The following is a 20,528-nucleotide window of genomic DNA, read 5'->3' as shown; positions in this document are numbered from 1 at the left end:
AGAACGAACGGGGTACACCGTGACCGAGCCCATCGACGCCACGCAGACCAGCACCACCGGTGACGCGCGCCGCATCGTCGAGCTCGCGGCAGCGACGAACACCAGCATGAGCAACCAGCTCCTGCTCGACACCCTGCGCCGCAACGCGCAGGTCAGCACCCGCCACATCCGCAAGGACTTCATCGAGGTCGCGAACGCGCAGACCGTCCTCGGCTACGTCTGCCGACAGCGCAAGGACTACGTCGCACTGCGCGGGGACGACCGCGCGTGGGCGCAGGAGGTCGGCCGGTACGGCACCGAGGCTCTGGCGGTCGAGGCGCTCCGGATGCGCCGCGCCTGACGCGCCACCCACGACGACGCGACGAAGGCCGCCCCCGCCGGGGCGGCCTTCGTCGTCCGCGTCTGCGCTGGCCCGCCCGCGCCGTCAGGACCAGACGCGGCGGATGCCCCAGGTACCGGTCCACGACTCGTCCGGCTCGAGCCAGCGCAGCCCCTCGCCCGAGTTGAGGGCGTTCGCCGGCGCGGTCATCGGCTCGACCGCGACCGCGAGCCCGGTGCCGTCGCCGCGGGGGAACTCGCGCGAGGTGAACACCTGGACGTAGGGGAACGAGGCGTCCTGCCACAGCTCGACCCCGTCGCCCTCGGGGCCGTGCAACGCGGTGCGGCGGACGCCGTCCTGGTCCGGGGTGATGTCCCGGTAGGCGGTGTCGAGGTCGGCGTCCCCGGCCCGCACCCCGGCGCGCAGGTCGTACGGCGTGCCCTCGACGGCGACGGTGCCGTCCGGGATCTTCTGCGCGTCCACCGTGAAGGCGGTCGCGGCGTCCAGCGTCACGACGAGGTCCTCGGCGGGGGTGTCGCCCGCGCGCAGGTACGGGTGGGCCCCCACCGCGAACGGCACCCGGACGCCCGAGCGGTTGACGATCGTGTGCGTCACCCGGATGCCGTCGTCGACGAGCTCGTGGTGCACGCGGGTCTCGAGCGTGAAGGGCCAGCCGTGCTGCGGGTGGACCGTGGCCTGCTGCTCGATCGCCGACTCGGTCTGCGAGACGACGCGGTACGGCGAGAACCGGAGCAGGCCGTGCGAGGCGTTGCCGTACTTCGGCTCCGAGACGTCGAGTTGCTGCCGCTTCCCGTCGAGCTCCCACACGGCGCCGGCGACCCGGTTCGGCCACGGCACGAGCACGATGCCGTCCGCGCCGGGCGGGGCCGAGGTGACGGGGAAGGGCTCGGTCAGGTCGAAGCCAGCGACCCGGAGCTCGCGGATGCCCGCGGCGACCTCGGTGACGACGGCCTCGACGACCCCGTCCTGTCCGGCGTGACGGAGGTGGTACTGCCCCCCGGTGGGTGCTGCTGCGGTCATGCGGTCGCCTTCCTTCCGTCTGGTGCTGCGGTGCCGTCCCCGTCGGCGACGACGACCCGGACGCCCGCCGCCCGGATCGGGGCGACCGCGTCCGCCGTGGTGCCGGCGGTGACGACGACGTCGATGTCCTGGAGCGGACGGACGACACCGAGGTGTACCCGGCCGAACTTCGAGCCGTCCGCCACCACGACGGTACGCCGGGCCGTCGCGGCGAGCATCCGCTTCGCCTCGGTCTCCGGCAGGTTGACGTTCGTCAGACCGTGCTCGACGTCGAGCCCGGTGCCGCCGATGAACGCGACGTCGGCGGCGATCGCGGGCAGCACGGCACCCATGAACGGCGCGACGAGCGAGTGCTGGAGCGGCCGCAGGGTCCCGCCGGTGACGACGACGGTGAACCGCGGCACGGCGGGTTCGAGCGTGAGGGCCGTGGTGAGCGAGTTCGTCACGATCGTCAGGTCGGCCAGGTCCGCCCGCGCCACGAGCGCCGTCGCCACCGCAGCCGGGGTCGTGCCGACGTCGAGCACGACGCACTGGCCGGAGCGGACGAGGTCGGCCGCCGCGCGGCCGATGGCCGCCTTCTCGACCTGGTGCTCGACCGCGGTCTCCTCGAGGGGCCGCTCGCCGGAGGTGACCCCGAGGCGGACGGCACCGCCGCGCACCCGCCGGATCCGTGCCTCCAGTTCGAGCGTGGCGAGGTCCTGGCGGACCGTCACCTCACTCGTGCCCAGGGCCGCGGCCAGGGCGGCGGTCCGGACGAGTCCGGGCGCGCCCTCGACGATGGAGACGATGCGGTCCTGCCGCAGGGGTGCCGGGAGGGCGCCGGCGAGGAAGGACAGATCGTCAGCGCTCACGGTTGCAGTTTCGCGCACTTACGGAGACTTTCGCAACGCTTCGCGGAGGCGCTAGGCTCGTCCGGTGATCACCAAGCGCGTGACGACGCTCGCCGACGGCCGCGAGCTCATCTACTTCGACGACGCCGACACGCAGCTGCCCGCCGAGCGCAGCATCGACGAGCGTGTCCTCGACCCCCGACCCGAGACCGCGCGGATGCGGCAGGACGTCCTGACGGGCGAGTGGGTGTCGATCGCGGCGAGCCGGCAGAACCGAGTGTTCCTGCCGCCCGCCGACCAGGACCCGCTCGCGCCGCAGACGGCCGCCAACCCCTCCGAGATCCCGAGCCGGTACGACGTCGCGGTGTTCGAGAACCGGTCGCCGTCGTTCGGGCCGCTGCTCGAGGCCGAGGACGCCCCCGAGTCGCTCGAGTCGCTGTCCGACGTCGGCCTGAACCGCCAGCTGCGGTCGGTCGGGCGGTGCGAGGTCGTGTGCTTCTCCCCCGAGACGAGCGGCTCGTTCGCATCCATCTCCGAGTCGCGTGCCCGCACCGTGGTCGAGGCGTGGGCGGACCGCACCGCCGCACTCTCGGCCCTGCCCGGCATCCAGCAGGTGTTCCCGTTCGAGAACCGCGGCGAGGCGATCGGCGTCACGCTGCACCACCCGCACGGGCAGATCTACTCGTACCCGTACGTCACCCCGCGCACGCAGCGCCTGCTCGCGTCGATCGAGCGCTTCGGTCCGGACCTGTTCGAGCAGCACCTGGCGAACGAGCGGAGCTCGGATCGCGTCGTGCTGCAGGGCGAGCACTTCACGGCGTTCGTGCCGTTCGCCGCGCGCTGGCCGATCGAGGTCCACATGCTCCCGCACCGGCACGTGCCGGACTTCGCCGGGCTGACCGACGCCGAGAAGGACGAGCTCGCGTCGATGCACCTGCGGCTGACCCGCGGACTCGACGCGCTGTACGACACCCCCACGCCGTACATCGCCGCCTGGCACCAGGCGCCGGTGCACGTCGCGCGCGACACCGTGCGCCTGATGCTCCAGATCACCTCGCCGCGTCGGGCGGCGGACAAGTTGAAGTTCCTGGCCGGCAGCGAAGCCGCCATGGGCGCCTGGATCGGGGACCTCGTGCCCGAGAAGGCGGCCGAGTTCATCCGAGGAGGGATCGAACGCGCATGACGTTCCAGCAGGTCTACGGGTACGAGCCGTCGGTGCGGTACTCCGCGCCGGGTCGGGTCAACCTGATCGGCGAGCACACCGACTACAACGACGGGTACGTCCTGCCCTTCGCGATCGACCGGCGGACCGTCGCGTCGATCGGGCAGCGGGACGACCGTCTGCTCCGGGTCGCGTCGGCGTTCGAGCCCGACGCCGTGCACGAGCTCTCCCTCGACGAACTCGACCCCTCCCGCATGAGCGGCTGGTCGGCGTACGTCTTCGGCATCGCGTGGGCGCTGTGCGAGCAGGCCGGGGCGGACCTGTCCGGCAAGTCCGGCTTCGACGTCTTCATCGAGTCGGACGTCCCCGTCGGCGCGGGCCTGTCGTCGAGCGCCGCGATCGAGTGCGCCGTGGCGCTGGCGTTCACCGACCTGTGGGACCTCGGCCTCTCGCGCAAGCAGCTGGCCCGCGTCGGGCAGTACTCCGAGAACCACGCCGTCGGTGCGCCGACGGGGATCATGGACCAGTCGGCGTCGCTCCTCGGCGAGCAGGACGCGGTCGTGTTCCTGGACTGCCGGACGCTCGACACCGCCGTGGTGGACCTGGCGCTCGAGTCGAACGACCTCGAGGTCCTGGTGATCGACACCCGCGTGGAGCACGCGCACGCCACCGGCGGCTACAAGGCCCGGCGCGACTCGTGCGAGCGCGGCGCGGCGGCGATGGGCGTCGAGGCGCTGCGCGACGTGTCCGTCGACGACCTTCCCCGGGCGCAGGAGCTGCTCGACGACGAGACCTTCCGTCGCGTCCGCCACATCGTGACCGAGGACCAGCGCGTCCTCGACACGGTGCGCACGCTGCGCGAGCAGGGACCGCGGGCGATCGGGTCGCTGCTCGTCGCCTCGCACGAGTCGATGCGCGACGACTTCGAGATCTCGGTGCCGGAGCTCGACCTGGCGGTCGAGACCGCGATGGCGCACGGCGCGGTCGGCGCGCGGATGACCGGTGGCGGCTTCGGCGGTGCGGCGATCGCGCTGGTCGACCGTGAGGCCTGTGGCACGATCACGGACGCCGTCACGTCCGCCTTCGCCGCGGCCGGGTACCGCGAGCCGAACGTGTTCACGGTGCACGCGGCGCAGGGCGCCCGGCGCGACTGAGCGCCGCGGAACCAGAAGCAGCTCGCGCCACGGATCTCCACGGCGCGAGCTGCTTCCTGTTGTGCGAACGGCTCTGGGGCCGCCACCCGCTGAACGGGAGGCGCGTGGCGGGCCCCAGCCGCGCCTCCCGTCCGTCGGTCGGCCGCGACCAGCCCGCGAGAGCGACAGATCGCCGCGGACATCCCACGGCGATCTGTCGCTTCGGCGAAGAAGCAGCGGGCCGGCGGCGGGCCGGCCGCCCGCGGCACGCGCTCGGCCAGTGCAGGTGGCGCTCGTCTAGTGCAGGTGGCGCTCGGCGGCCTCGACGACGTTCTTCATGAGCATCGCCCGGGTCATCGGCCCGACGCCGCCCGGTGTCGGCGAGAGGAACCCCGCGACGGACGCCACCGCGGGGTCGACGTCGCCGTGCAGCTTCGCCTTGCCCGTGTCCTGGTCCACGATGCGGCTGATGCCCACGTCGATCACGGCCGCCCCGGGCTGCACCCAGTCCGGCTGGACGAGCCGGGCGACCCCGGCCGCGGCGACGATGATGTCCGCGCGACGGCACTCGGCGGCGACGTCCTCGGTCAGCGAGTGCGTCAGCGTGGCCGTGGCCTCGAGCCGGGTGAGCAGCAGCCCGAGCGGGCGGCCGACGGTGAGCCCCTGCCCGATGATCGTGACGTGCTGACCCCGGATCGGGACGTCGTAGGCCTCGAGCATCGCGACGATGCCGCGCGGAGTGCACGGTAGCGGGGCGTCGATCGTGCCCGCACCGCCGGGGACCGCGAGGACGAGCTCCCCGAGGTTCGTCGGGTGCAAACCGTCGGCGTCCTTCGCCGGGTTCATCAGCTCGAGCATCGGGATCGGGTCGATGCCCTGCGGCAGCGGGAGCTGCACGATGAACGCCGTGACCCGGGGGTCGTCGTTCATCTGCAGGATCGCCGCCCGGATGTCGGCGGCACTCGCGGACGAGGGCAGGTCGATGCGGACCGAGTCGAGCCCGATCTGCGCCGAGTCCTTGTGCTTGCCGGCGACGTACGACACCGAGCCCGGGTTCTGGCCGACCATGATCGTGCCGAGACCGGGCCGGAACCCGTGGTCGTGCAGCCGGTCGATGCGGACCTTCAGGTCGTCGAGCGTGCGGGCGGCGAGGGCGGTGCCGTCGATGCGGACGGCGCTGCCCTCTCCCGCCCAGCGCACCCGCGGCAGGTCCGCCACGGCGGCGCTCACGCGTACAGCGGGAACGCGTCGGCCAGCGCCTTCACCCGGGCCGAGAGCGCCGCGATGTCCGGGTTCGGCATGAGCGTCAGCGCGATGATGTCGGCGACCTCGGTGAACTCGGCGTCGCCGAACCCGCGGGTCGCCAGCGCCGGGGTGCCGATCCGGACACCGGAGGTGACCATCGGCGGGCGCGGGTCGAACGGCACGGAGTTGCGGTTCACGGTGATGCCGACCTGGTGCAGCAGGTCCTCGGCCTGCTTGCCGTCGACCTCGGACTCGCGCAGGTCGACGAGCACCAGGTGCACGTCGGTGCCGCCGGTGAGGACGTCGATGCCGGCGGCCTTCGCGTCGGCCTGCGTGAGGCGGTCCGCCAGCAGACGGGCACCGCGGAGGGTGCGCTCCTGGCGGTCCTTGAACTCGGGCTGCGCGGCGAGCAGGAACGCGGTGGCCTTGGCGGCGATCACGTGCATGAGCGGACCGCCCTGCTGGCCCGGGAACACGGCCGAGTTGAGCTTCTTGAAGAGCGACTCGTCGTTGGACAGGATGATGCCCGAGCGCGGACCGGCGAGGGTCTTGTGCACGGTCGACGACACGACGTGGGCGTGCGGCAGGGGCGACGGGTGCAGGCCCGCGGCGACGAGGCCCGCGAAGTGCGCCATGTCCACCCAGAGGATCGCGCCGACCTCGTCCGCGATCTCGCGGAACTTCGCGAAGTCGAGCTGGCGGGGGTAGGCCGACCAGCCGGCGATGAGCACCTTGGGCTGGTGCTCGACGGCCTTGGCGCGGATGTCGTCGTAGTCGACCTCGAACGTCTCCGGGTCGACGCCGTACGACACGGCGTTGTAGATGCGGCCGGAGAAGTTGAGCTTCATGCCGTGGGTCAGGTGACCGCCGTGGGCGAGCTCGAGGCCCAGGATGGTGTCCCCGGCGGAGGCGATGGCGTGCAGGACCGCGGCGTTCGCGCTGGCGCCGGAGTGCGGCTGGACGTTCGCGTACGCGGCGCCGAACAGGGCCTTCGCCCGGTCGATGGCGAGCTGCTCGGCGACGTCGACGAACTCGCAGCCGCCGTAGTAGCGCTTGCCCGGGTAGCCCTCGGCGTACTTGTTCGTCAGGACGGACCCCTGCGACTCGAGCACGGCGCGCGGGACGAAGTTCTCGGACGCGATCATCTCGAGGGTGTCGCGCTGGCGGCCGAGCTCCTGCTCGAGCACCTTGGCGATCTCGGGATCGACCGCGCTGAGCGGGGCGTTGAACGTCGACTGCGTGGACGCAGCGGGCAGATCGGTGATGGACACGGGACTCCTCGTTGTCTGTTCCGTCGCGCGCGTGCACGACGAGGTGGACTGGTGGGCGCGGCCCAGGCGTACGGCCGCGCTCCGTGTCAGGTGTCGCTCCCCGATGGTGACCCATCCAACGCCAGTCGCGACCCGTCGATCGTACCGAGCCGGTCGGTTCGTGTCACCCTTGTCGCATGACCCTGAGCAGCCCGGAGCTCGACGAACGCACCGATCTCCGCGCCCGGTACGACGTGCCGTGGACGACGGTGGTGTGGGACGACCCGGTCAACCTCATGTCCTACGTGACGTACGTCTTCCAGAGCTACTTCGGCTTCAGCCACGACCGCGCGGACCACCTGATGCGCCAGGTGCACGTCGACGGGCGGGCGATCGTCGCGAGCGGCGCGCGCGAGGCGATGGAGCGCCACGTCGAGGCGCTGCACGGCTTCGGCCTGCAGGCCACGGTCGAGCGGGCGCCGGGAGCGGACGCGTGATCCCGTTCGTGCGGCGGCGGGACGGCGTGCACCTCGGCCTGTCCTCCGGCGAGCGCGCCCTGCTCGCGAGCCTGACGGAGCAGCTGCAGCAGGTGCTCGACGGCGACCTGACGGACGACCCGGTCGCGTCGCGGATGTTCCCGGACGCCTACCCGCAGGACCCCGAGGCGAGCGCCGAGTTCGCGCAGTACACGCGGTCGGACCTGCTGGCGCAGAAGACCACGAACGCCGGGGTCGTCCTGGCGTGGGCGACCGGGGCGCGGGACGGCGTGCTCACCCAGGAGGACGAGCAGGCCTGGCTCCGCTGCCTGACCGACCTGCGGCTCACGATCGCGGAGCGGCTCGGCATCGTCGACGCCGCGACCGAGGAGTCGTCGTACACCGGCGACGCCGGTGTCGGTCTGCGGGACGTCTACGACTGGCTCGGGTTCGTGCAGGAACACCTGGTCGCGACGCTCACGTCCGCGCGCTGACGACCGGCCGGGAGGCACGGGGCACGTCCGCCCCGCACCTCACCCGAGCAGGTCGTCGCGGTGGTCGGCCGCCCACGCCCGGAGCGGGCGCGGCGCGGTCCCGGTGATCCGGGCGACGTCGTCGCGCATCACGTCGACGCCGTCGAGGCTGCGTCGGAGCACCCGCCCGAACTGCTGGCGGAGGCCCTCGGCCTGCCAGGCGGGCACACCGCCGGCGCGGACCACGGCGCGGTACACGCGGCTCGGCAGGTGCAGCGGCCGGACGCGTCGCCCGAGGCCGGCGGTCAGCTCGTCGGCGATGCCGTGCGCGTCGAGGGACGCCGGTCCGGTGAGCACCGGTTCGGTGCCGTCGTGCCCGTCGGAGGTGAGCACGGTCGCGGCCGTGCGGGCGATGTCGGCGGTGTCGATCCACCCGGCGCGGCCGCGGCCCGTGGTGTGCGGGAACCAGCCGCGACGGATCGCCGGCGCGGAGGGCAGCAGGTTCGTCATGAAGGCCGACGGGTGCAGGATCGTCCACGCCGTCCCGCTCGCGCGGAGCAGCCGGTCCGTGCGCCAGGCCGCGGCGGCCCAGGGCATCGGCGAGTGCTCGGCGGCGTCGCCCCCGGACAGGTGCACGACCCGCGGGACCCCCGCGCGCTGGGCCGCCCTGACGCCGGTCGCCCCCTGCTCGGCCTGCCGCTCGCTGACCGGGGTGACGAGGAAGAACCGGTCGACGCCGTCGAGCGCCCGGGTCAGGGCGTCGAGGTCGTCGAGGTCCGCGAGCCGCGCGTCGACGCCCCGTGCACGGAGCCGCTCGGCCTGGTCCTGACGGCGGACGACGGCGCGAACCTGGACACCCTCGGCGTGCAGCAGCTCGAGGGTCTTCCCGCCGACGTCGCCGGTGACCCCGGTGATGGCGATGGTCTCGGTCACGGTGCTCCTCCTTTTGTATCAGTTTCCTGTTACTCGACGGTACGCCGGTACCATCGGTGCGTGTCCAGCGACTTCTCGGTGACCCACGACGACGTGGACGCGATCGCCGCGTGGACGGTCGTCCGTGCCGCGCGCGAGCTCGCCCGCCGCCTCGACGAGGAACTCGCGCCCCTCGGCCTGACCCCCGTCGGCTTCGGCGCACTCGTGCAGCTCGCCGCCGCCGACGAGCTCAACCAGGCCGAGCTCGCGCGGGCGGTGGGGGTCCGCGCGCAGAGCATGGGCAGCCTGGTCGAGTCGCTCGCGACGCGGAGACTCGTGGCGCGCGGTGCTGCACCCGGTCGGGGACGAGCCTCCCGGCTGCACCTGACGGACGCCGGACGCGAGCTGCTCGCCGCGGCCTGGCCACGCGTCCTGGCCAGCAACACGTGGTTCCCCGACGGCGGCGAGTCGGTGGCGCGCGCCCTGCGCCCCTTCACGACCGACGGGACGGTCAGCGGACGGGCGGACGGACTCGCCTGAGCCCCGACAGGACTGCAAGGTAGCCTTGCAAGTTCTCCTGCGGGAGGAGTACCGTTCCGGTGTGGAATCATCCGAGGAGCTCGCCGGCGACCTGCTCACCCTGCACGGACGGATCCGGCGGACCTTGCTCACCGGCAAGGCCGACGAGGTGACCGCCTCGCAGACCGCCGCGCTCGGCCGGCTGCTGCGCCACGGTGAGTCCACCGTCGCCGACCTCGCCCGTGCCGAGGGCGTCCGACCGCAGTCCATGGGCGCGACCGTCCAGGCACTCGTCGACCTCGGACTGGTCGAGCGCCGACCGGACCCGGACGACGGCCGTCGGACGCTCGTCCGCACGACGGACACCGGCTCCCGCGCCCGCGAGGACGCCTGGGCCACGCGCACCCGCGTGCTCGCCGACCGGCTCGCAGCACTGCCGGAGGACGACCGCCGGACCGTCGCCCGCGCGCTCGAGATCCTCACCCCGCTCACCGAAGCCTGACCCGGAAGAAGCCCCACCACGTCCACCTCGACCTCCCCCACGCCTACCGTCGCGTCCCCGGACGGCGGCAGCGGCTTCGGCCCGAAGCTGCTGATCCCGGTCCTGGTCGGGCCGCTCCTCAACCCGATCAACACGACGATGGTCTCCGTCGCCCTCGCGCCGATCTCGCGGGACCTCGGCATCGGGGCGTCGCAGGCGATCTGGCTCGTCGCCGCGCTGTACCTGGCGAGCGCGGTCGCTCAGCCCACGATGGGGAAGCTGGCCGACCGGTTCGGGCCGAAGAAGGTCTTCCTGACGGGGCTCGTCGTCGTCGGCGTCGCCGGGGTCGTGCCCGAGGTCCTGACCGGGTTCGGCGGTGCGGTCACCGCGCGCGTGCTCATCGGCATCGGCACCTCGTCGGCGTACCCGGCGGCGCTCACCACGCTGCGCCAGCACTCCGCACGGATCGGGAAGCCCGCACCGTCCCTCGTGCTCGGCGCGCTGTCGATCACCTCGCTCGTGTCCGCCGCCGCCGGACCACCCCTCGGCGGTGCGCTCATCGCGCTGTTCGGGTGGCACGCGATCTTCCTGGTGAACGTCCCCCTGGCGGTCTTCGGGATCGTCGTCGCGGCGATGTGGCTGCCCTCCGACCGGCTCCGCCCGCAGGACACCGACCGCGTGCCGGTCCGCACGGCGCTCGACCCGGTCGGCATGCTGCTGATGACCGGCGCGGTCTCGGCCCTGCTCGTGTTCCTGCTCGACCTGGCCGCCGGGCTCTGGTGGCTGCTCGCGGTGGCGGTCGTGCTCGTCGTCGCCCTGGTCCGGTGGGAGCTCCGGGCGGCGCAGCCGTTCGTCGACGTCCGGCTGCTCGTCCGGAACGGCGCGCTGTCCCGGACCTACGCGCGGCTGTTCCTGACCTACCTGCTCGCCTACACGATGACCTACGGGTTCTCGCAGTGGGTGCAGGACGTGGCGGGCTACCCGAGCGACGTCGCCGGGTACCTGCAGCTGCCCGCCGCGGTCGTCGCCGGGGTCGTGTCGTTCCTCGTCGCCCGCAAGACCGCGATCCGCGGGCCCCTCGTCGTCGCGGCGCTCACCCCCCTGCTCGGTGCCGGGCTCCTGCTGCTCCTGCACGCCGGGTCGCCCCTCGTGCTGCTGCTCGTGGTGCCGGCACTGTTCGGGGTGCCGCAGGCCCTGGCGTCCGTGTCGAACCAGGCGGCGCTGTACAAGGTCGTGCCGTCGGAGTACATCGGGACGGCCGCCGGGCTGTCGCGGACCAGCATCTACATCGGCGCGATCGCGGCGTCCTCGCTGATCGGTGGCGTGTTCGGGCAGGCGCCCACCACGCCGGACCTGCACGTGCTGGCGTGGGTGATGCTCGGCGTCGGCGTGCTCCTCAGCGTGCTGACGCTCGCCGACCGGGCGCTCGCCCGGGCGACCACGCGCTGACCGGGGCGGCGGGGCGGACGGACCACGGGCCTCCCGTCAGTCCGCGGCGGTGGCGGCGGCTGGGGCGGCTGGGCTGCGCGGCGGCCGTGATGGAGCAGAAGACGTCGGGTCCGCAGCACCGAGCCGACGTTTCCTGCTCCATCCCGGGGCGGGCAGACCCGGTGTCCCGGGCGCGCCGAACCGGCGTCCGATCCCCGCCGGAACGTGCCCGCCCCGGCCGGTAGCCTGTTCCGGTGACCGACCCGACGCCCGCGCACCAGACCCCCGCGCACCAGACCCCGACGCACTGGACCCTCACGCTCGTCTGCGACGACCGTCCCGGGATCGTGCACGCCGTGTCCGGAGCCGTCGTGGCGGCGAACGGCAACATCACCGAGTCGCAGCAGTTCTCGAGCGCCGACACGAACACGTTCTTCATGCGCCTGCAGGTCATGGCCCCCGTCGGCCGGGCGGCCTTCGAGCAGGCACTCGCCCCCGTGGTCGAACGCTACGACGCCCGCGTCCAGCTCGACGTCGTCGGCCGGCCGATGCGCACGCTCGTGCTCGTGTCGAAGGCCGGGCACTGCCTGAACGACCTGCTCTACCGGCAGCGCGGCGGGCAGCTCCCGATCGAGGTCCCGCTCGTCCTGTCGAACCACCCGGAGCTCGCCGGCCTGGCGTCGTTCTACTCCGTCCCGTTCGAGCACCGGCCCGTCACCGACGCGGCCTCGAAGCAGGCGATGGAGCAGCGCATCCTCGACGCCGTCGACGAGCACGACATCGAGCTCGTCGTCCTGGCCCGCTACATGCAGATCCTGTCGCCGGAGCTCTGCGCGGCGCTGCAGGGCCGAGCGGTCAACATCCACCACTCGTTCCTGCCCGGCTTCAAGGGCGCCAATCCCTACCGGCAGGCGCACGCCCGCGGCGTCAAGCTCATCGGTGCGACGGCCCACTTCGTGACGAGTGACCTCGACGAAGGCCCGATCATCGAGCAGAACGTGGTCCGGGTCGACCACACCAAGGACCCGTCCGAACTCGTGTCCATCGGTCAGGACGAGGAGTCCCGCACGCTCACCCAGGCGGTGCGCTGGATCGCCGAGGACCGCGTGCTCCTCGACGGCGCCCGCACGATCATCTTCAAGTAGGACCACATGACGAACGCACCGCAGAGCCCGGTCGACTGGGGCGAGGTCCCGCCGCCCACCGAGCCGACCGCGCCCCGTCGCCCGGCCCGGCCCGTGTCCGCGTGGACCGTGCTGCGGGTGGTCGTGTGCGCGTTCGGCCTGGCGTCGCTCGCGTACTGGGGCTACCTGGCGTGGCCGTTGCCGTTCCCGGGCGTGCTGTTCATGGTCGGGGCGCCGCTGTTCGCCGCGGTCGTGTGGTTCCTGTTCCGGTCGCCGCGGTCGCCGATCGACACCGACGTGGTCGGCAAGGTGATCGTCGAGGTCGCGCTCGTCATCGCAGCCGGTGCGGCGTGGGTGTCGCTCGGGCACCCGGTGGTCGGGCTGGTCTTCATCGTGGTGGCCGCGCTGTCCGGGGTGGTCGCGTTCCGTCGGGAGACGGCGTGAGCGACGTGTCGGGCTCGGGTTCCGGGTCGGGTTCCGTCCCGGGCTCCGGCCTGGAGGCACGGCGCACCCTGGTCCGCGCCGCACACGTCGTCGACGCGGCCGGGTCCTCGGCGGACGGCTGGGTCCTGCTCGCCGGTGCCGTCATCGAGGCGGTCGGCTCCGGCCCCGCAGCACCCGAGGCGACGGAGGTGCTCGACCTCGGTGACGCCGTCCTGACGCCCGGGTTCGTCGACCTGCACGGCCACGGGGGTGCCGGCGCCGCCTACGAGGACGAGGCGTTCGACGCCGCCCTCGCCGTCCACCGCGCACACGGCACGACCCGCTCGGTGCTGTCCCTCGTCGCGAACCCGCTGCCCTCGCTCGTGGCGTCCCTCGAGCGTATCCGAACCGTCGCCGCGACCGACCCGCTCGTCCTCGGTGCCCACCTCGAGGGACCGTTCCTGTCGCCGCACAACAAGGGCGCGCACAACGAGTCGTTCCTGGTCGACCCCACGCCCGACGTCGTCGACGCCCTCCTCGACGCCGGCGCCGGGGTCCTCCGCCAGGTCACCATCGCGCCGGAGCTGCCGGGGGCGATCGACGCCGTCCGCCGGTTCGTCGACGCCGGGGTGGTCGTCGCCGTCGGGCACACCGTCTGCTCGTACGACCAGGCCCGTGCCGCGTTCGACGCGGGCGCCACACTGCTCACCCACGCGTGCAACGCCATGCCGGGGTTGCACCACCGGACGCCGGGCCCGATCGCCGCGGCACTCGAGGACGACCGGGTGACGCTCGAGCTCATCCTCGACGGTGTGCACGTGCACCCCGCGGTCGCCCGGGTCCTGCTCCGCGGGGCACCGGGGCGGGTCGCGCTCATCACGGACGCGATGGCCGCGGCCGGGTCGCCGGACGGCTCGTACGCGCTCGGGTCGCTCAGCGTCGAGGTGGTGGAAGGCGTCGCGCGGGTCGCCGGCACGGACACGATCGCCGGGTCGACGCTGACCCAGGACCGGGCGCTGCGACTCGCCGTGGCGGAAGCAGGGGCGTCGCTGCCCGACGCCGTGGGAGCGCTCACCTCCGTCCCCGCCGCCGCGCTCGGGCTCGGCGACCGGCTGGGTCGGATCGCGCCCGGGTACGCGGCCGACCTCGTGGCGCTGTCACCCGAGCTGCACGTGCAGCGGGTGTGGGGCGCCGGGGAGCACCTGCCCTGACCACACGGCGCTGGCGACCCGGCGCTGACGAGCGGGCGGCGCTCGTTCAGGCGGGTGCGAGGACGGACAGCAGGCGGAGCCGCTCGTGGCTCACCGTCCCCGGTTCCGCCGTGTAGACGAGCAGCACGTGGGCCTGCTCCGGGTCGAGCAGCATCTGGCACTGCAGCTCGAGCCGCCCCACGTCGGGGTGGTCGTAGCGCTTCACCGAACCCGGGACGAGCCCGACCTCCTGCTCGTCCCAGAGCGCCCGGAACTCCTCCGAACGCTCGAGCAGCGCCGTGGCCAACCCGGCCGCGGTCGACCCGGGGCCCCGACGCGCGGCGATCTCGCGGAGCGACGAGACGTAGAGCCGCCCCGTGGCGTCCCGGTCCTCCGGGGGGAACAGGGTGCGGGCGTCCGGGTCGGTGAACCACCGCCAGCCGATCGACCGCGCACGTCCCTGCCGCTCGCGCGCGTCCCCGAACAGCGCCGCCGCCAGGGGGGTCTGCAGCAGGGTCTCGCCGAGCTCCGACACGACCTCGGCCGGGGTGTCGACGAGCCGGTCGAAGATCCGCATCATGCCCGGGCCGACGTGGTCCGTCCCGGCGCCGTGGTCCGGCGGTCGGTGCCCGGCCAGGCGGAACACGTGGTCCCGCTCGGCCCGGCTCAGGTGCAGTCCCTGCGCGATCGCGGCGACCATCTGCTCGGACGGGTGCGGCCCGGTGCCCCGCTCGAGCCGGGCGTAGTAGTCGGCCGACATGTGGCAGAGCGTCGCGACCTCCTCGCGTCGCAGGCCGTCGGTCCGACGGCGCTGGCCCGGTGGCAGGCCGACGTCGGCGGGCTGCAGGGCCGCTCGGCGACGGCGGAGGAAGGCGCCCAGTCCCGGTCGATCGATCACGTGCCCATCATCGCGGGACACGGACCCGGGAGCCACGGTCCGACAGGTCCTGGTTCGACCGGCGGCGCCGCGGCACGCTGGGGACGACCCGGGACGACCGGGGGCCGACGACGAGGAGCACACCGTGCCGAGACGACCGATCGAGATCTCCCTCCCCCGCCTGGACGGGCAGACCGCCGTGGTGACCGGTGCCAGCGACGGGATCGGCCTGGGCATCGCCACCGCCCTCGCCGGAGCCGGTGCGGCGGTCGTCCTGCCGGTCCGGAACACCGCCAAGGGCGAGGCCGCGCGGGCCCAGGTGCTCCGCGAGCACCCCGGTGCCTCGGTGACCCTCGGGACGCTCGACCTGTCGTCGCTCGACTCCGTGCGCGCCTTCGCCCGCTCGATGGTCGACGCGGGGACCCCCGTCGACCTGCTCGTGGGCAACGCGGGCGTGATGACCCCGCCCGAGCGGCAGACCACGCAGGACGGCTTCGAGCTGCAGTTCGGCACGAACCACCTCGGGCACGTCGCCCTGGTCGCCGGGCTCCTCCCCCTGCTGCGCGCGGCGCGCGGCCACGTCGTCTCCCAGATCAGCGTCGCGGCGCGGAGCGGCTCGGTGCACTGGGACGACCCGAACTGGGAGCGCAGCTACCACGGCATGCGTGCCTACCAGCAGTCGAAGGTCGCCTTCGGGCTCTTCGGGCTCGAACTCGCCCGACGCAGCCGCCGGCACGGCTGGGGTGTGACGAGCAACCTCGCGCACCCCGGCGTCGCGCCGACGAGCCTGCTCGCCGCCCGTCCGGAGCTCGGCCGTTCCGGGGACACCGCGTCGGTCCGGGCGATCCGGTGGCTGTCGGCGCGGGGCCTCCTGGTCGGGACCGCGCACACGGCGGGTCTGCCGGCACTGCTCGCGGCGACCGACCCGGCCGGCCGCGACGGCGCGCTCCACGGTCCGCTCGGCCCCGGGAACGTCGGCGGCGCCCCGGGCCGGCACGCGCTCTGGCGACCGCTGCGGAGCGAGGCGGACGCGGCGCGGGTGTGGGACCTGTCCGAGGAACTGACCGGCGCGACGTTCGCCTGACCAGTGCCCGCGGTGCCAGGCTGGGCACATGAGCGTCATGGTCTCGCCGTTCGATGCCCACCGCGACCGCACGAGCGAGAAGTACACCGCGTACCCCGCCGACGTGCTGCCGATGTTCGTCGCCGAGATGGACTCCGTGCCCGCCGAGCCGGTCCGGGACGCCCTCGTGCGGGCCGTCACGAACGGGGACACCGGGTACGTCGGGCACACGCGGGTGCTCCCCGAGGTGTTCGCCGACTTCGCCGGGCGCCGGTGGGGGTGGGAGGTCGACCCGGACCTGGTCCGCACGACGACGGACGTCTCGGTCGCGGCGGTCGAGGTGCTCCGCCGGGTCATCGCCCCCGGTGACCAGGTCGTCGTGATGCCGCCCGTCTACCCGCCGTTCTGGGACTACGTGCGCGAGGCCGGCGGCACCGTCACCGAGGTGCCGCTGCTCCCGCCGGCCGGCGACCCGGACCCGTACGACACGACGGCCGGCTGGCGGATGGACCTGGACGGCATCGCCGCGGCGCTCGCGGCGGGTGCCCGGACGGTCCTGCTCTGCAACCCGCACAACCCCCTCGGCCTCGTGCACGCCCGGGAGGCACTCGTCGCGCTGGCCCGGCTCGCGGCGGAGTGGGACGCCGTGGTGGTGTCCGACGAGATCCACGCGCCGCTCACCCACGCCGACGCGGTGTTCACGCCCTTCCTGACCTGCGGGCCCGAGGCGGTCGAGCACGGGGTCGCCCTGACGAGCGCGAGCAAGGCCTGGAACCTCGCCGGGACGAAGTGCGCGCTCATGGTCGGCGCATCGGACCGTGCCCGCGGGTGGTTCGACGGCCTGCCGGTCGAGGTCGTCGAGCGGACCGGGATCCTCGGCTACACCGCGAGCGTGGCGGCGTTCCACGACGGTGAACCCTGGCTGGCGTCGCTGCTGGCCGAGCTCGCCGCGAACCGACGGGTCCTGGCCGAGGAGCTCGGGACGGCACTGCCCGGTGCCGGGTACCGGCAGCCGCAGGCGTCCTACCTGGCGTGGCTCGACCTGCGGGCGCTGCCGTGGGGCGACGAGCCCGCTCGACTCCTGGTCGACCAGGCGAAGGTGGCGCTGTCGAACGGGCGCGACTTCGGACGCCAGGGCACCGGGCACGCCCGGCTCAACTTCGGCTGCTCCGAGGAGACGCTGCGCGAGGGCCTCGCGCGCCTGTCCGCCGCCCGCTGACCCGAGCCCGGGCCTGGAGCCCGTGCCCGCGCCGGGGCGTCACTCGAACCGCTGCCACTCCGGCTTGTGGTTGTACGTGTACCGGTAGTAGTCGGCGAGCTGCAGGCCGGCCGCCGCTTCCTCGTCGACCACCACGGTGGCGTGCTCGTGCAGCTGCAGCGCCGACCCCGGCACGAACGACGACAGCGGCCCCTCGACCGCCGCGGCGACCGCGTCCGCCTTCGCCGCCCCCTGCGCGACGAGCACGAGCTCGCGCGCCTCGAGGATGGTGCCGAGCCCCTGCGTCATGCAGTGCGTCGGGACGTCGTCGAGCGAGTCGAAGAAGCGCGCGTTGGCCTCGCGCGTGGACGGCGCGAGCGTCTTGATCCGCGTGCGGGACGCGAACGACGAGGTCGGCTCGTTGAACCCGATGTGCCCGTTCGCGCCGATGCCCAGGATCTGCACGTCGACCCCGCCGGCAGCCCGGATGGCGGCGTCGTACTCCTTCGCGGCGAAGGCCAGGTCGGTGGCCCGGCCGTCGGGCACGCGGACGCGCGCGGGGTCGAAGCCGAGGGGCTCGACGACGTCGCGGGCGATCACGGACGCGTACGACTCGGGGTGGTCGAGCGGGATGCCGACGTACTCGTCGAGGGCGAACCCGCGGGCCTGGGCGAACGAGACCTGCCCGTCCTGCACGCGACGGCGCAGGTCGGCGTAGATCCCCTGGGGGCTCGACCCGGTGGCGAGCCCGACGACGGCGGACGGCTTCTCGGCGACGACCGAGGCGATCTTGGCGGCGGCGACGCGACCGACCTCGGCCGGCGAGGACAGGATGATGATCTCCACGCGCCCACCCTACTGGTCATGACCAGTTCGCAACAGGGTTCGTCGGTAGCGTGGGGGCATGCCCACCCCCGAGTACGTCCTGTCCCTGCGCGAGAAGATCGGCACCGACCTGCTCTGGCTGACCGGCGTGACCGCCGTGGTCACCCGTGGCGAGGGCGCCGACCGCGAACTCCTGGTCGTCCGACGTGCCGACACCGGGGCGTACACCCCGGTCACCGGGATCGTCGACCCGGGCGAGGAACCCGCGGTGGCGGCCGAGCGCGAGGTCCTCGAGGAGGCCGACGTGGTCGCGGTCGCCGAACGCCTGGCGTGGGTGCAGGTCCTGCCCGAGATGACGTACCCGAACGGGGACCGTGCGCAGTACCTCGACCTGGTCTTCACGTGCCGGTACGTGTCCGGCACGCCGGCCCCGGCCGACGGCGAGAACACCGAGGCGTTCTGGGCACCGCTCGACGCGCTGCCCGCGATGAGCGCGGACATGCGGGCGCGGGTCGCCGCGGCGCTGTCCGGCGAGCAGGCGGCGCGCTTCGAGCGCTGACGCGCACCGGACGGGAGGCACGGTGCGGGCCCGCCACGCGCCTCCCGTGGACGACGGCGCGGGTCGCGCCCCCGAGGGCTACGCGATCGGGGCGGTCGCGACCGGGGCGCCGAGCAGCCGGAGCGCGACGGCGTCCCCGGCGGTGCGGCGGTCGCCGACCTCGTGCTGGACGGTCACGACGGTCTCGTCGTCGAGCCGGACCGTGGTGCGCCGGATCGACCCGAGGAAGCTCGACGCGACGACGGTGCCGGTGACCCCGTCGGACGCGAAGGCGACGTCCTCCGGCCGGACGTAGGCGAGCACCGGGCCGTCCGCCGCCCCGGTGTCGAGCGCCGGCAACCGGAAGCCGTACACGAACACGTCGCCGCCGCGCAGGTCCCCGCGGAGCCGGTTCGACTGCCCGACGAAGTCCGCCGTGAACGCCGAGGTCGGGGTGCGGTACAGCTCCTCCGGCGTCCCGACCTGCTCGACGTCCCCGGCGTGCATCACCGCGATCCGGTCGGAGACGGCGAGCGCCTCCTCCTGGTCGTGGGTGACGAACACGGTCGTGATGCCGAGGTCGCTCTGGATGCGGCGGATCTCGTCGCGCAGGGACACCCGGACCTTGGCGTCGAGGGCGGAGAGCGGCTCGTCGAGCAGCAGGACCCGGGGGCGGGTGACGAGCGCCCGGGCCAGGGCGACGCGCTGCTGCTGACCGCCGGAGAGCTGGTGCGGGTACCGGTCCGCGAACTCGCCGAGGTGCACCATGTCGAGCGCGTCGACGACCTGGGCGCGACGCTCGGCAGCGGGGACCTTCCGCATCTCGAGGCCGAACGCGACGTTCTGGCGCACGGTCATGTGCGGGAACAGCGAGTACTGCTGGAACACCATCCCGATGTCGCGCTGGTTCACCGGGGTCTGCGCGACGTCGACGCCGTCGATGCGGATCGCGCCGGCGTCGATCGCCTCGAGCCCGGCGAGGGCCCGGAGCGCCGTGGTCTTGCCGCAGCCGGACGGGCCGAGGAGCGAGACGAACTCCCCCGGCTCGATGCGGAGGGACAGCCCGGCGAGGGCGCGGTGCGTGCCGTAGTGCTTCTCGACGGCCTCGAGCTCCACGGTCGCGCCCTCGGTGACGAGGGACGACGGGGCGGCGGGCGCGGTGACGGTCATGCGGACTCCTTGGAGCGGGACCGGCGGGACGTCCCGACGCGGCCGATGAGGACGAGCAGCACGAACCCGAACAGCAGTGCGGCGAGCGAGAACACCGCGGCGACGTACGGGTCGGTCCCCTGGACGAGCAGCAGCGCGGTCTGGAAGGTCGTCCGGGAAAGGAACGAGGCGAGCGTGTACTCGCCGAGGACGACGGTGATCGTGAGGAAGCACGCGGCCGTGATGCCGCGGCGGAGGTTCGGCAGCAGGATCCGCCACGTCACGGTCCACCACGAGGCACCGAGCGAGCGGGCCGCCTCGGACAGGGTGGTGACGTCGACGGCGGTCAGCGCGGTCGCGATCGGGCGGAACGCGAACGGCAGGGCCACGATCCCGATCGCGAAGGACAGCGTCCACGCGTCCGAGCCGAGGAGCTGCGCGACCACCTGGTACACGGGGATGAACCCGACGACGAGCACGACCAGGGGCACCGTGATCGGGACGAGGCAGACGAACTCGAGCACCCGCCGCAGCCGCGGGTACCGCAGCGCCGTGACGACCTGCGCGGGCAGGAGGACGAACAGCACGATCGCCACCGTGATGACGGCGATGAGCAGGGACGCGGACAGGCCGTCGAACACCGGCTGGTAGGTGCCCGCGTTCGCCGGGTCGAGGATCGCGGCGTAGTGCGCGAGCGTCAGCGACCCGTCGGTGCCCTGCCGGAACGTGAACTGCAGGAGCGCGAGGAGCGGGACGGCGAACACGAGGCCGACCACGCCGAGCACGATCGCGGCGGTGACCCGTGACGGGGCGACGCCGAAGCGGCGGACGCGGGGCGTGCCTCCCGGCCGGGTCACCCGACCACGGGACGG

Annotated in this window: 23 protein-coding genes and 1 riboswitch; of the genes, 14 read left to right on the top strand and 9 right to left on the bottom strand. The window is 73.5% G+C overall.

Annotated elements, in window-relative coordinates:
- Positions 1 to 19 precede the first annotated feature (19 nt).
- Positions 20 to 340, top strand: coding sequence for a hypothetical protein (locus DEU32_RS04030; protein WP_114849433.1), 321 nt, complete (start codon positions 20 to 22; stop codon positions 338 to 340).
- Between the two features lie 84 nt (positions 341 to 424).
- Here DEU32_RS04030 and DEU32_RS04025 read toward each other — a convergent pair whose 3' ends face one another.
- Positions 425 to 1,360, bottom strand: a complete 936-nt coding sequence (locus DEU32_RS04025) for an aldose 1-epimerase family protein (RefSeq protein WP_114849432.1) — start codon at positions 1,358 to 1,360, stop codon at positions 425 to 427.
- A complete protein-coding gene (locus DEU32_RS04020) occupies positions 1,357 to 2,211 on the bottom strand; it encodes a DeoR/GlpR family DNA-binding transcription regulator (RefSeq protein ID WP_114849431.1) in 855 nt (284 codons plus the stop codon). Before DEU32_RS04020 ends, DEU32_RS04025 begins: the two co-directional genes overlap by 4 nt.
- Positions 2,212 to 2,275: 64 nt before the next feature.
- On the opposite strand from DEU32_RS04020, the gene galT reads away from it, so the two are divergent.
- On the top strand, positions 2,276 to 3,373 hold the full coding sequence (gene galT / locus DEU32_RS04015) for a galactose-1-phosphate uridylyltransferase (RefSeq protein ID WP_114849430.1): 1,098 nt from the start codon (positions 2,276 to 2,278) through the stop codon (positions 3,371 to 3,373).
- Entirely contained in the window at positions 3,370 to 4,506 is a 1,137-nt protein-coding gene (galK, locus tag DEU32_RS04010; protein WP_114849429.1) for a galactokinase, read from the top strand. Before galT ends, galK begins: the two co-directional genes overlap by 4 nt.
- 276 nt (positions 4,507 to 4,782) lie before the next feature.
- Here galK and DEU32_RS04005 read toward each other — a convergent pair whose 3' ends face one another.
- The gene (locus DEU32_RS04005; protein ID WP_114849554.1) at positions 4,783 to 5,685 is read right to left on the bottom strand and encodes a tetrahydrofolate dehydrogenase/cyclohydrolase catalytic domain-containing protein; all 903 of its coding nucleotides are present in this window, start codon (positions 5,683 to 5,685) and stop codon (positions 4,783 to 4,785) included.
- A 26-nt stretch (positions 5,686 to 5,711) separates the two neighbouring features.
- Positions 5,712 to 6,995 carry a serine hydroxymethyltransferase gene (gene glyA / locus DEU32_RS04000; RefSeq protein WP_309473780.1) on the bottom strand — a complete coding sequence of 428 codons (1,284 nt, stop codon included), beginning with the start codon at positions 6,993 to 6,995 and terminating at the stop codon, positions 5,712 to 5,714.
- A gap of 59 nt (positions 6,996 to 7,054) precedes the next feature.
- Positions 7,055 to 7,140: riboswitch (ZMP/ZTP riboswitch) on the bottom strand.
- A 37-nt stretch (positions 7,141 to 7,177) separates the two neighbouring features.
- Between glyA and clpS the strand changes: the two genes are divergently transcribed.
- Together clpS and DEU32_RS03990 are read left to right on the top strand one after the other, a co-directional pair.
- On the top strand, positions 7,178 to 7,477 hold the full coding sequence (gene clpS, locus DEU32_RS03995; protein WP_114849428.1) for an ATP-dependent Clp protease adapter ClpS: 300 nt from the start codon (positions 7,178 to 7,180) through the stop codon (positions 7,475 to 7,477).
- Positions 7,474 to 7,950 carry a DUF2017 family protein gene (locus DEU32_RS03990; protein WP_114849427.1) on the top strand — a complete coding sequence of 159 codons (477 nt, stop codon included), beginning with the start codon at positions 7,474 to 7,476 and terminating at the stop codon, positions 7,948 to 7,950. Before clpS ends, DEU32_RS03990 begins: the two co-directional genes overlap by 4 nt.
- Positions 7,951 to 7,989: 39 nt before the next feature.
- Here the strand turns inward: DEU32_RS03990 and DEU32_RS03985 are convergent, their stop codons facing one another.
- Positions 7,990 to 8,862, bottom strand: a complete 873-nt coding sequence (locus tag DEU32_RS03985) for an NAD(P)H-binding protein (RefSeq protein ID WP_114849426.1) — start codon at positions 8,860 to 8,862, stop codon at positions 7,990 to 7,992.
- A 60-nt stretch (positions 8,863 to 8,922) separates the two neighbouring features.
- Here DEU32_RS03985 and DEU32_RS03980 point away from each other — a divergent pair, with 60 nt between their 5' ends.
- The 6 genes from DEU32_RS03980 (at position 8,923) to nagA (ending at position 14,027) form a co-directional block, all read left to right on the top strand.
- The gene (locus DEU32_RS03980) at positions 8,923 to 9,381 is read left to right on the top strand and encodes a MarR family winged helix-turn-helix transcriptional regulator (protein ID WP_114849425.1); all 459 of its coding nucleotides are present in this window, start codon (positions 8,923 to 8,925) and stop codon (positions 9,379 to 9,381) included.
- A gap of 61 nt (positions 9,382 to 9,442) precedes the next feature.
- Positions 9,443 to 9,862 carry a MarR family winged helix-turn-helix transcriptional regulator gene (locus tag DEU32_RS03975; protein ID WP_181819188.1) on the top strand — a complete coding sequence of 140 codons (420 nt, stop codon included), beginning with the start codon at positions 9,443 to 9,445 and terminating at the stop codon, positions 9,860 to 9,862.
- An 87-nt stretch (positions 9,863 to 9,949) separates the two neighbouring features.
- Positions 9,950 to 11,290, top strand: a complete 1,341-nt coding sequence (locus DEU32_RS03970; RefSeq protein WP_309473779.1) for an MFS transporter — start codon at positions 9,950 to 9,952, stop codon at positions 11,288 to 11,290.
- A 233-nt stretch (positions 11,291 to 11,523) separates the two neighbouring features.
- Positions 11,524 to 12,414 carry a formyltetrahydrofolate deformylase gene (gene purU, locus DEU32_RS03965; RefSeq protein ID WP_114849422.1) on the top strand — a complete coding sequence of 297 codons (891 nt, stop codon included), beginning with the start codon at positions 11,524 to 11,526 and terminating at the stop codon, positions 12,412 to 12,414.
- Between the two features lie 6 nt (positions 12,415 to 12,420).
- The gene (locus DEU32_RS03960) at positions 12,421 to 12,837 is read left to right on the top strand and encodes a YrdB family protein (RefSeq protein ID WP_114849421.1); all 417 of its coding nucleotides are present in this window, start codon (positions 12,421 to 12,423) and stop codon (positions 12,835 to 12,837) included.
- A 50-nt stretch (positions 12,838 to 12,887) separates the two neighbouring features.
- Positions 12,888 to 14,027: an N-acetylglucosamine-6-phosphate deacetylase gene (nagA, locus tag DEU32_RS03955; protein WP_114849552.1), complete on the top strand. Its 1,140-nt coding sequence runs from the start codon at positions 12,888 to 12,890 to the stop codon at positions 14,025 to 14,027.
- Positions 14,028 to 14,073: 46 nt separating this feature from the next.
- Here nagA and DEU32_RS03950 read toward each other — a convergent pair whose 3' ends face one another.
- The gene (locus DEU32_RS03950; protein ID WP_114849420.1) at positions 14,074 to 14,904 is read right to left on the bottom strand and encodes a helix-turn-helix transcriptional regulator; all 831 of its coding nucleotides are present in this window, start codon (positions 14,902 to 14,904) and stop codon (positions 14,074 to 14,076) included.
- A 124-nt stretch (positions 14,905 to 15,028) separates the two neighbouring features.
- On the opposite strand from DEU32_RS03950, the gene DEU32_RS03945 reads away from it, so the two are divergent.
- Both DEU32_RS03945 and DEU32_RS03940 read left to right on the top strand, forming a co-directional pair.
- Positions 15,029 to 15,967 carry an SDR family oxidoreductase gene (locus DEU32_RS03945; protein WP_114849419.1) on the top strand — a complete coding sequence of 313 codons (939 nt, stop codon included), beginning with the start codon at positions 15,029 to 15,031 and terminating at the stop codon, positions 15,965 to 15,967.
- A 28-nt stretch (positions 15,968 to 15,995) separates the two neighbouring features.
- Entirely contained in the window at positions 15,996 to 17,165 is a 1,170-nt protein-coding gene (locus DEU32_RS03940) for a MalY/PatB family protein (protein ID WP_114849418.1), read from the top strand.
- 39 nt (positions 17,166 to 17,204) lie between these two features.
- Here DEU32_RS03940 and nagB read toward each other — a convergent pair whose 3' ends face one another.
- Entirely contained in the window at positions 17,205 to 17,990 is a 786-nt protein-coding gene (nagB, locus tag DEU32_RS03935) for a glucosamine-6-phosphate deaminase (RefSeq protein ID WP_114849417.1), read from the bottom strand.
- A 58-nt stretch (positions 17,991 to 18,048) separates the two neighbouring features.
- On the opposite strand from nagB, the gene DEU32_RS03930 reads away from it, so the two are divergent.
- On the top strand, positions 18,049 to 18,528 hold the full coding sequence (locus DEU32_RS03930) for an NUDIX domain-containing protein (protein WP_114849416.1): 480 nt from the start codon (positions 18,049 to 18,051) through the stop codon (positions 18,526 to 18,528).
- Positions 18,529 to 18,606: 78 nt separating this feature from the next.
- Here the strand turns inward: DEU32_RS03930 and DEU32_RS03925 are convergent, their stop codons facing one another.
- Together DEU32_RS03925 and DEU32_RS03920 are read right to left on the bottom strand one after the other, a co-directional pair.
- Positions 18,607 to 19,677, bottom strand: coding sequence for an ABC transporter ATP-binding protein (locus tag DEU32_RS03925; RefSeq protein ID WP_114849415.1), 1,071 nt, complete (start codon positions 19,675 to 19,677; stop codon positions 18,607 to 18,609).
- On the bottom strand, positions 19,674 to 20,513 hold the full coding sequence (locus DEU32_RS03920; RefSeq protein ID WP_229666860.1) for an ABC transporter permease: 840 nt from the start codon (positions 20,511 to 20,513) through the stop codon (positions 19,674 to 19,676). The genes DEU32_RS03925 and DEU32_RS03920 overlap by 4 nt, the downstream gene beginning before the upstream one ends.
- Positions 20,514 to 20,528 lie beyond the last annotated feature (15 nt).

The sequence above is a fragment of the Curtobacterium sp. AG1037 genome (assembly GCF_003349855.1).
Classification (GTDB): Bacteria; Actinomycetota; Actinomycetes; order Actinomycetales; family Microbacteriaceae; genus Curtobacterium; species Curtobacterium citreum.
This window is presented reverse-complemented; position numbering and strand designations above follow the sequence as displayed.

Bases quoted from the DNA above. Each gene is read 5' to 3' on its own strand.
- DEU32_RS04025 (WP_114849432.1), bottom strand. From the start codon at position 1,360: ATGACCGCAGCAGCACCCACCGGGGGGCAGTACCACCTCCGTCACGCC.
- DEU32_RS03930 (WP_114849416.1), top strand. From the start codon at position 18,049: ATGCCCACCCCCGAGTACGTCCTGTCCCTGCGCGAGAAGATCGGCACC.
- galK (WP_114849429.1), top strand. From the start codon at position 3,370: ATGACGTTCCAGCAGGTCTACGGGTACGAGCCGTCGGTGCGGTACTCC.
- DEU32_RS03925 (WP_114849415.1), bottom strand. From the start codon at position 19,677: ATGACCGTCACCGCGCCCGCCGCCCCGTCGTCCCTCGTCACCGAGGGC.
- clpS (WP_114849428.1), top strand. From the start codon at position 7,178: ATGACCCTGAGCAGCCCGGAGCTCGACGAACGCACCGATCTCCGCGCC.
- DEU32_RS03940 (WP_114849418.1), top strand. From the start codon at position 15,996: ATGAGCGTCATGGTCTCGCCGTTCGATGCCCACCGCGACCGCACGAGC.
- DEU32_RS03960 (WP_114849421.1), top strand. From the start codon at position 12,421: ATGACGAACGCACCGCAGAGCCCGGTCGACTGGGGCGAGGTCCCGCCG.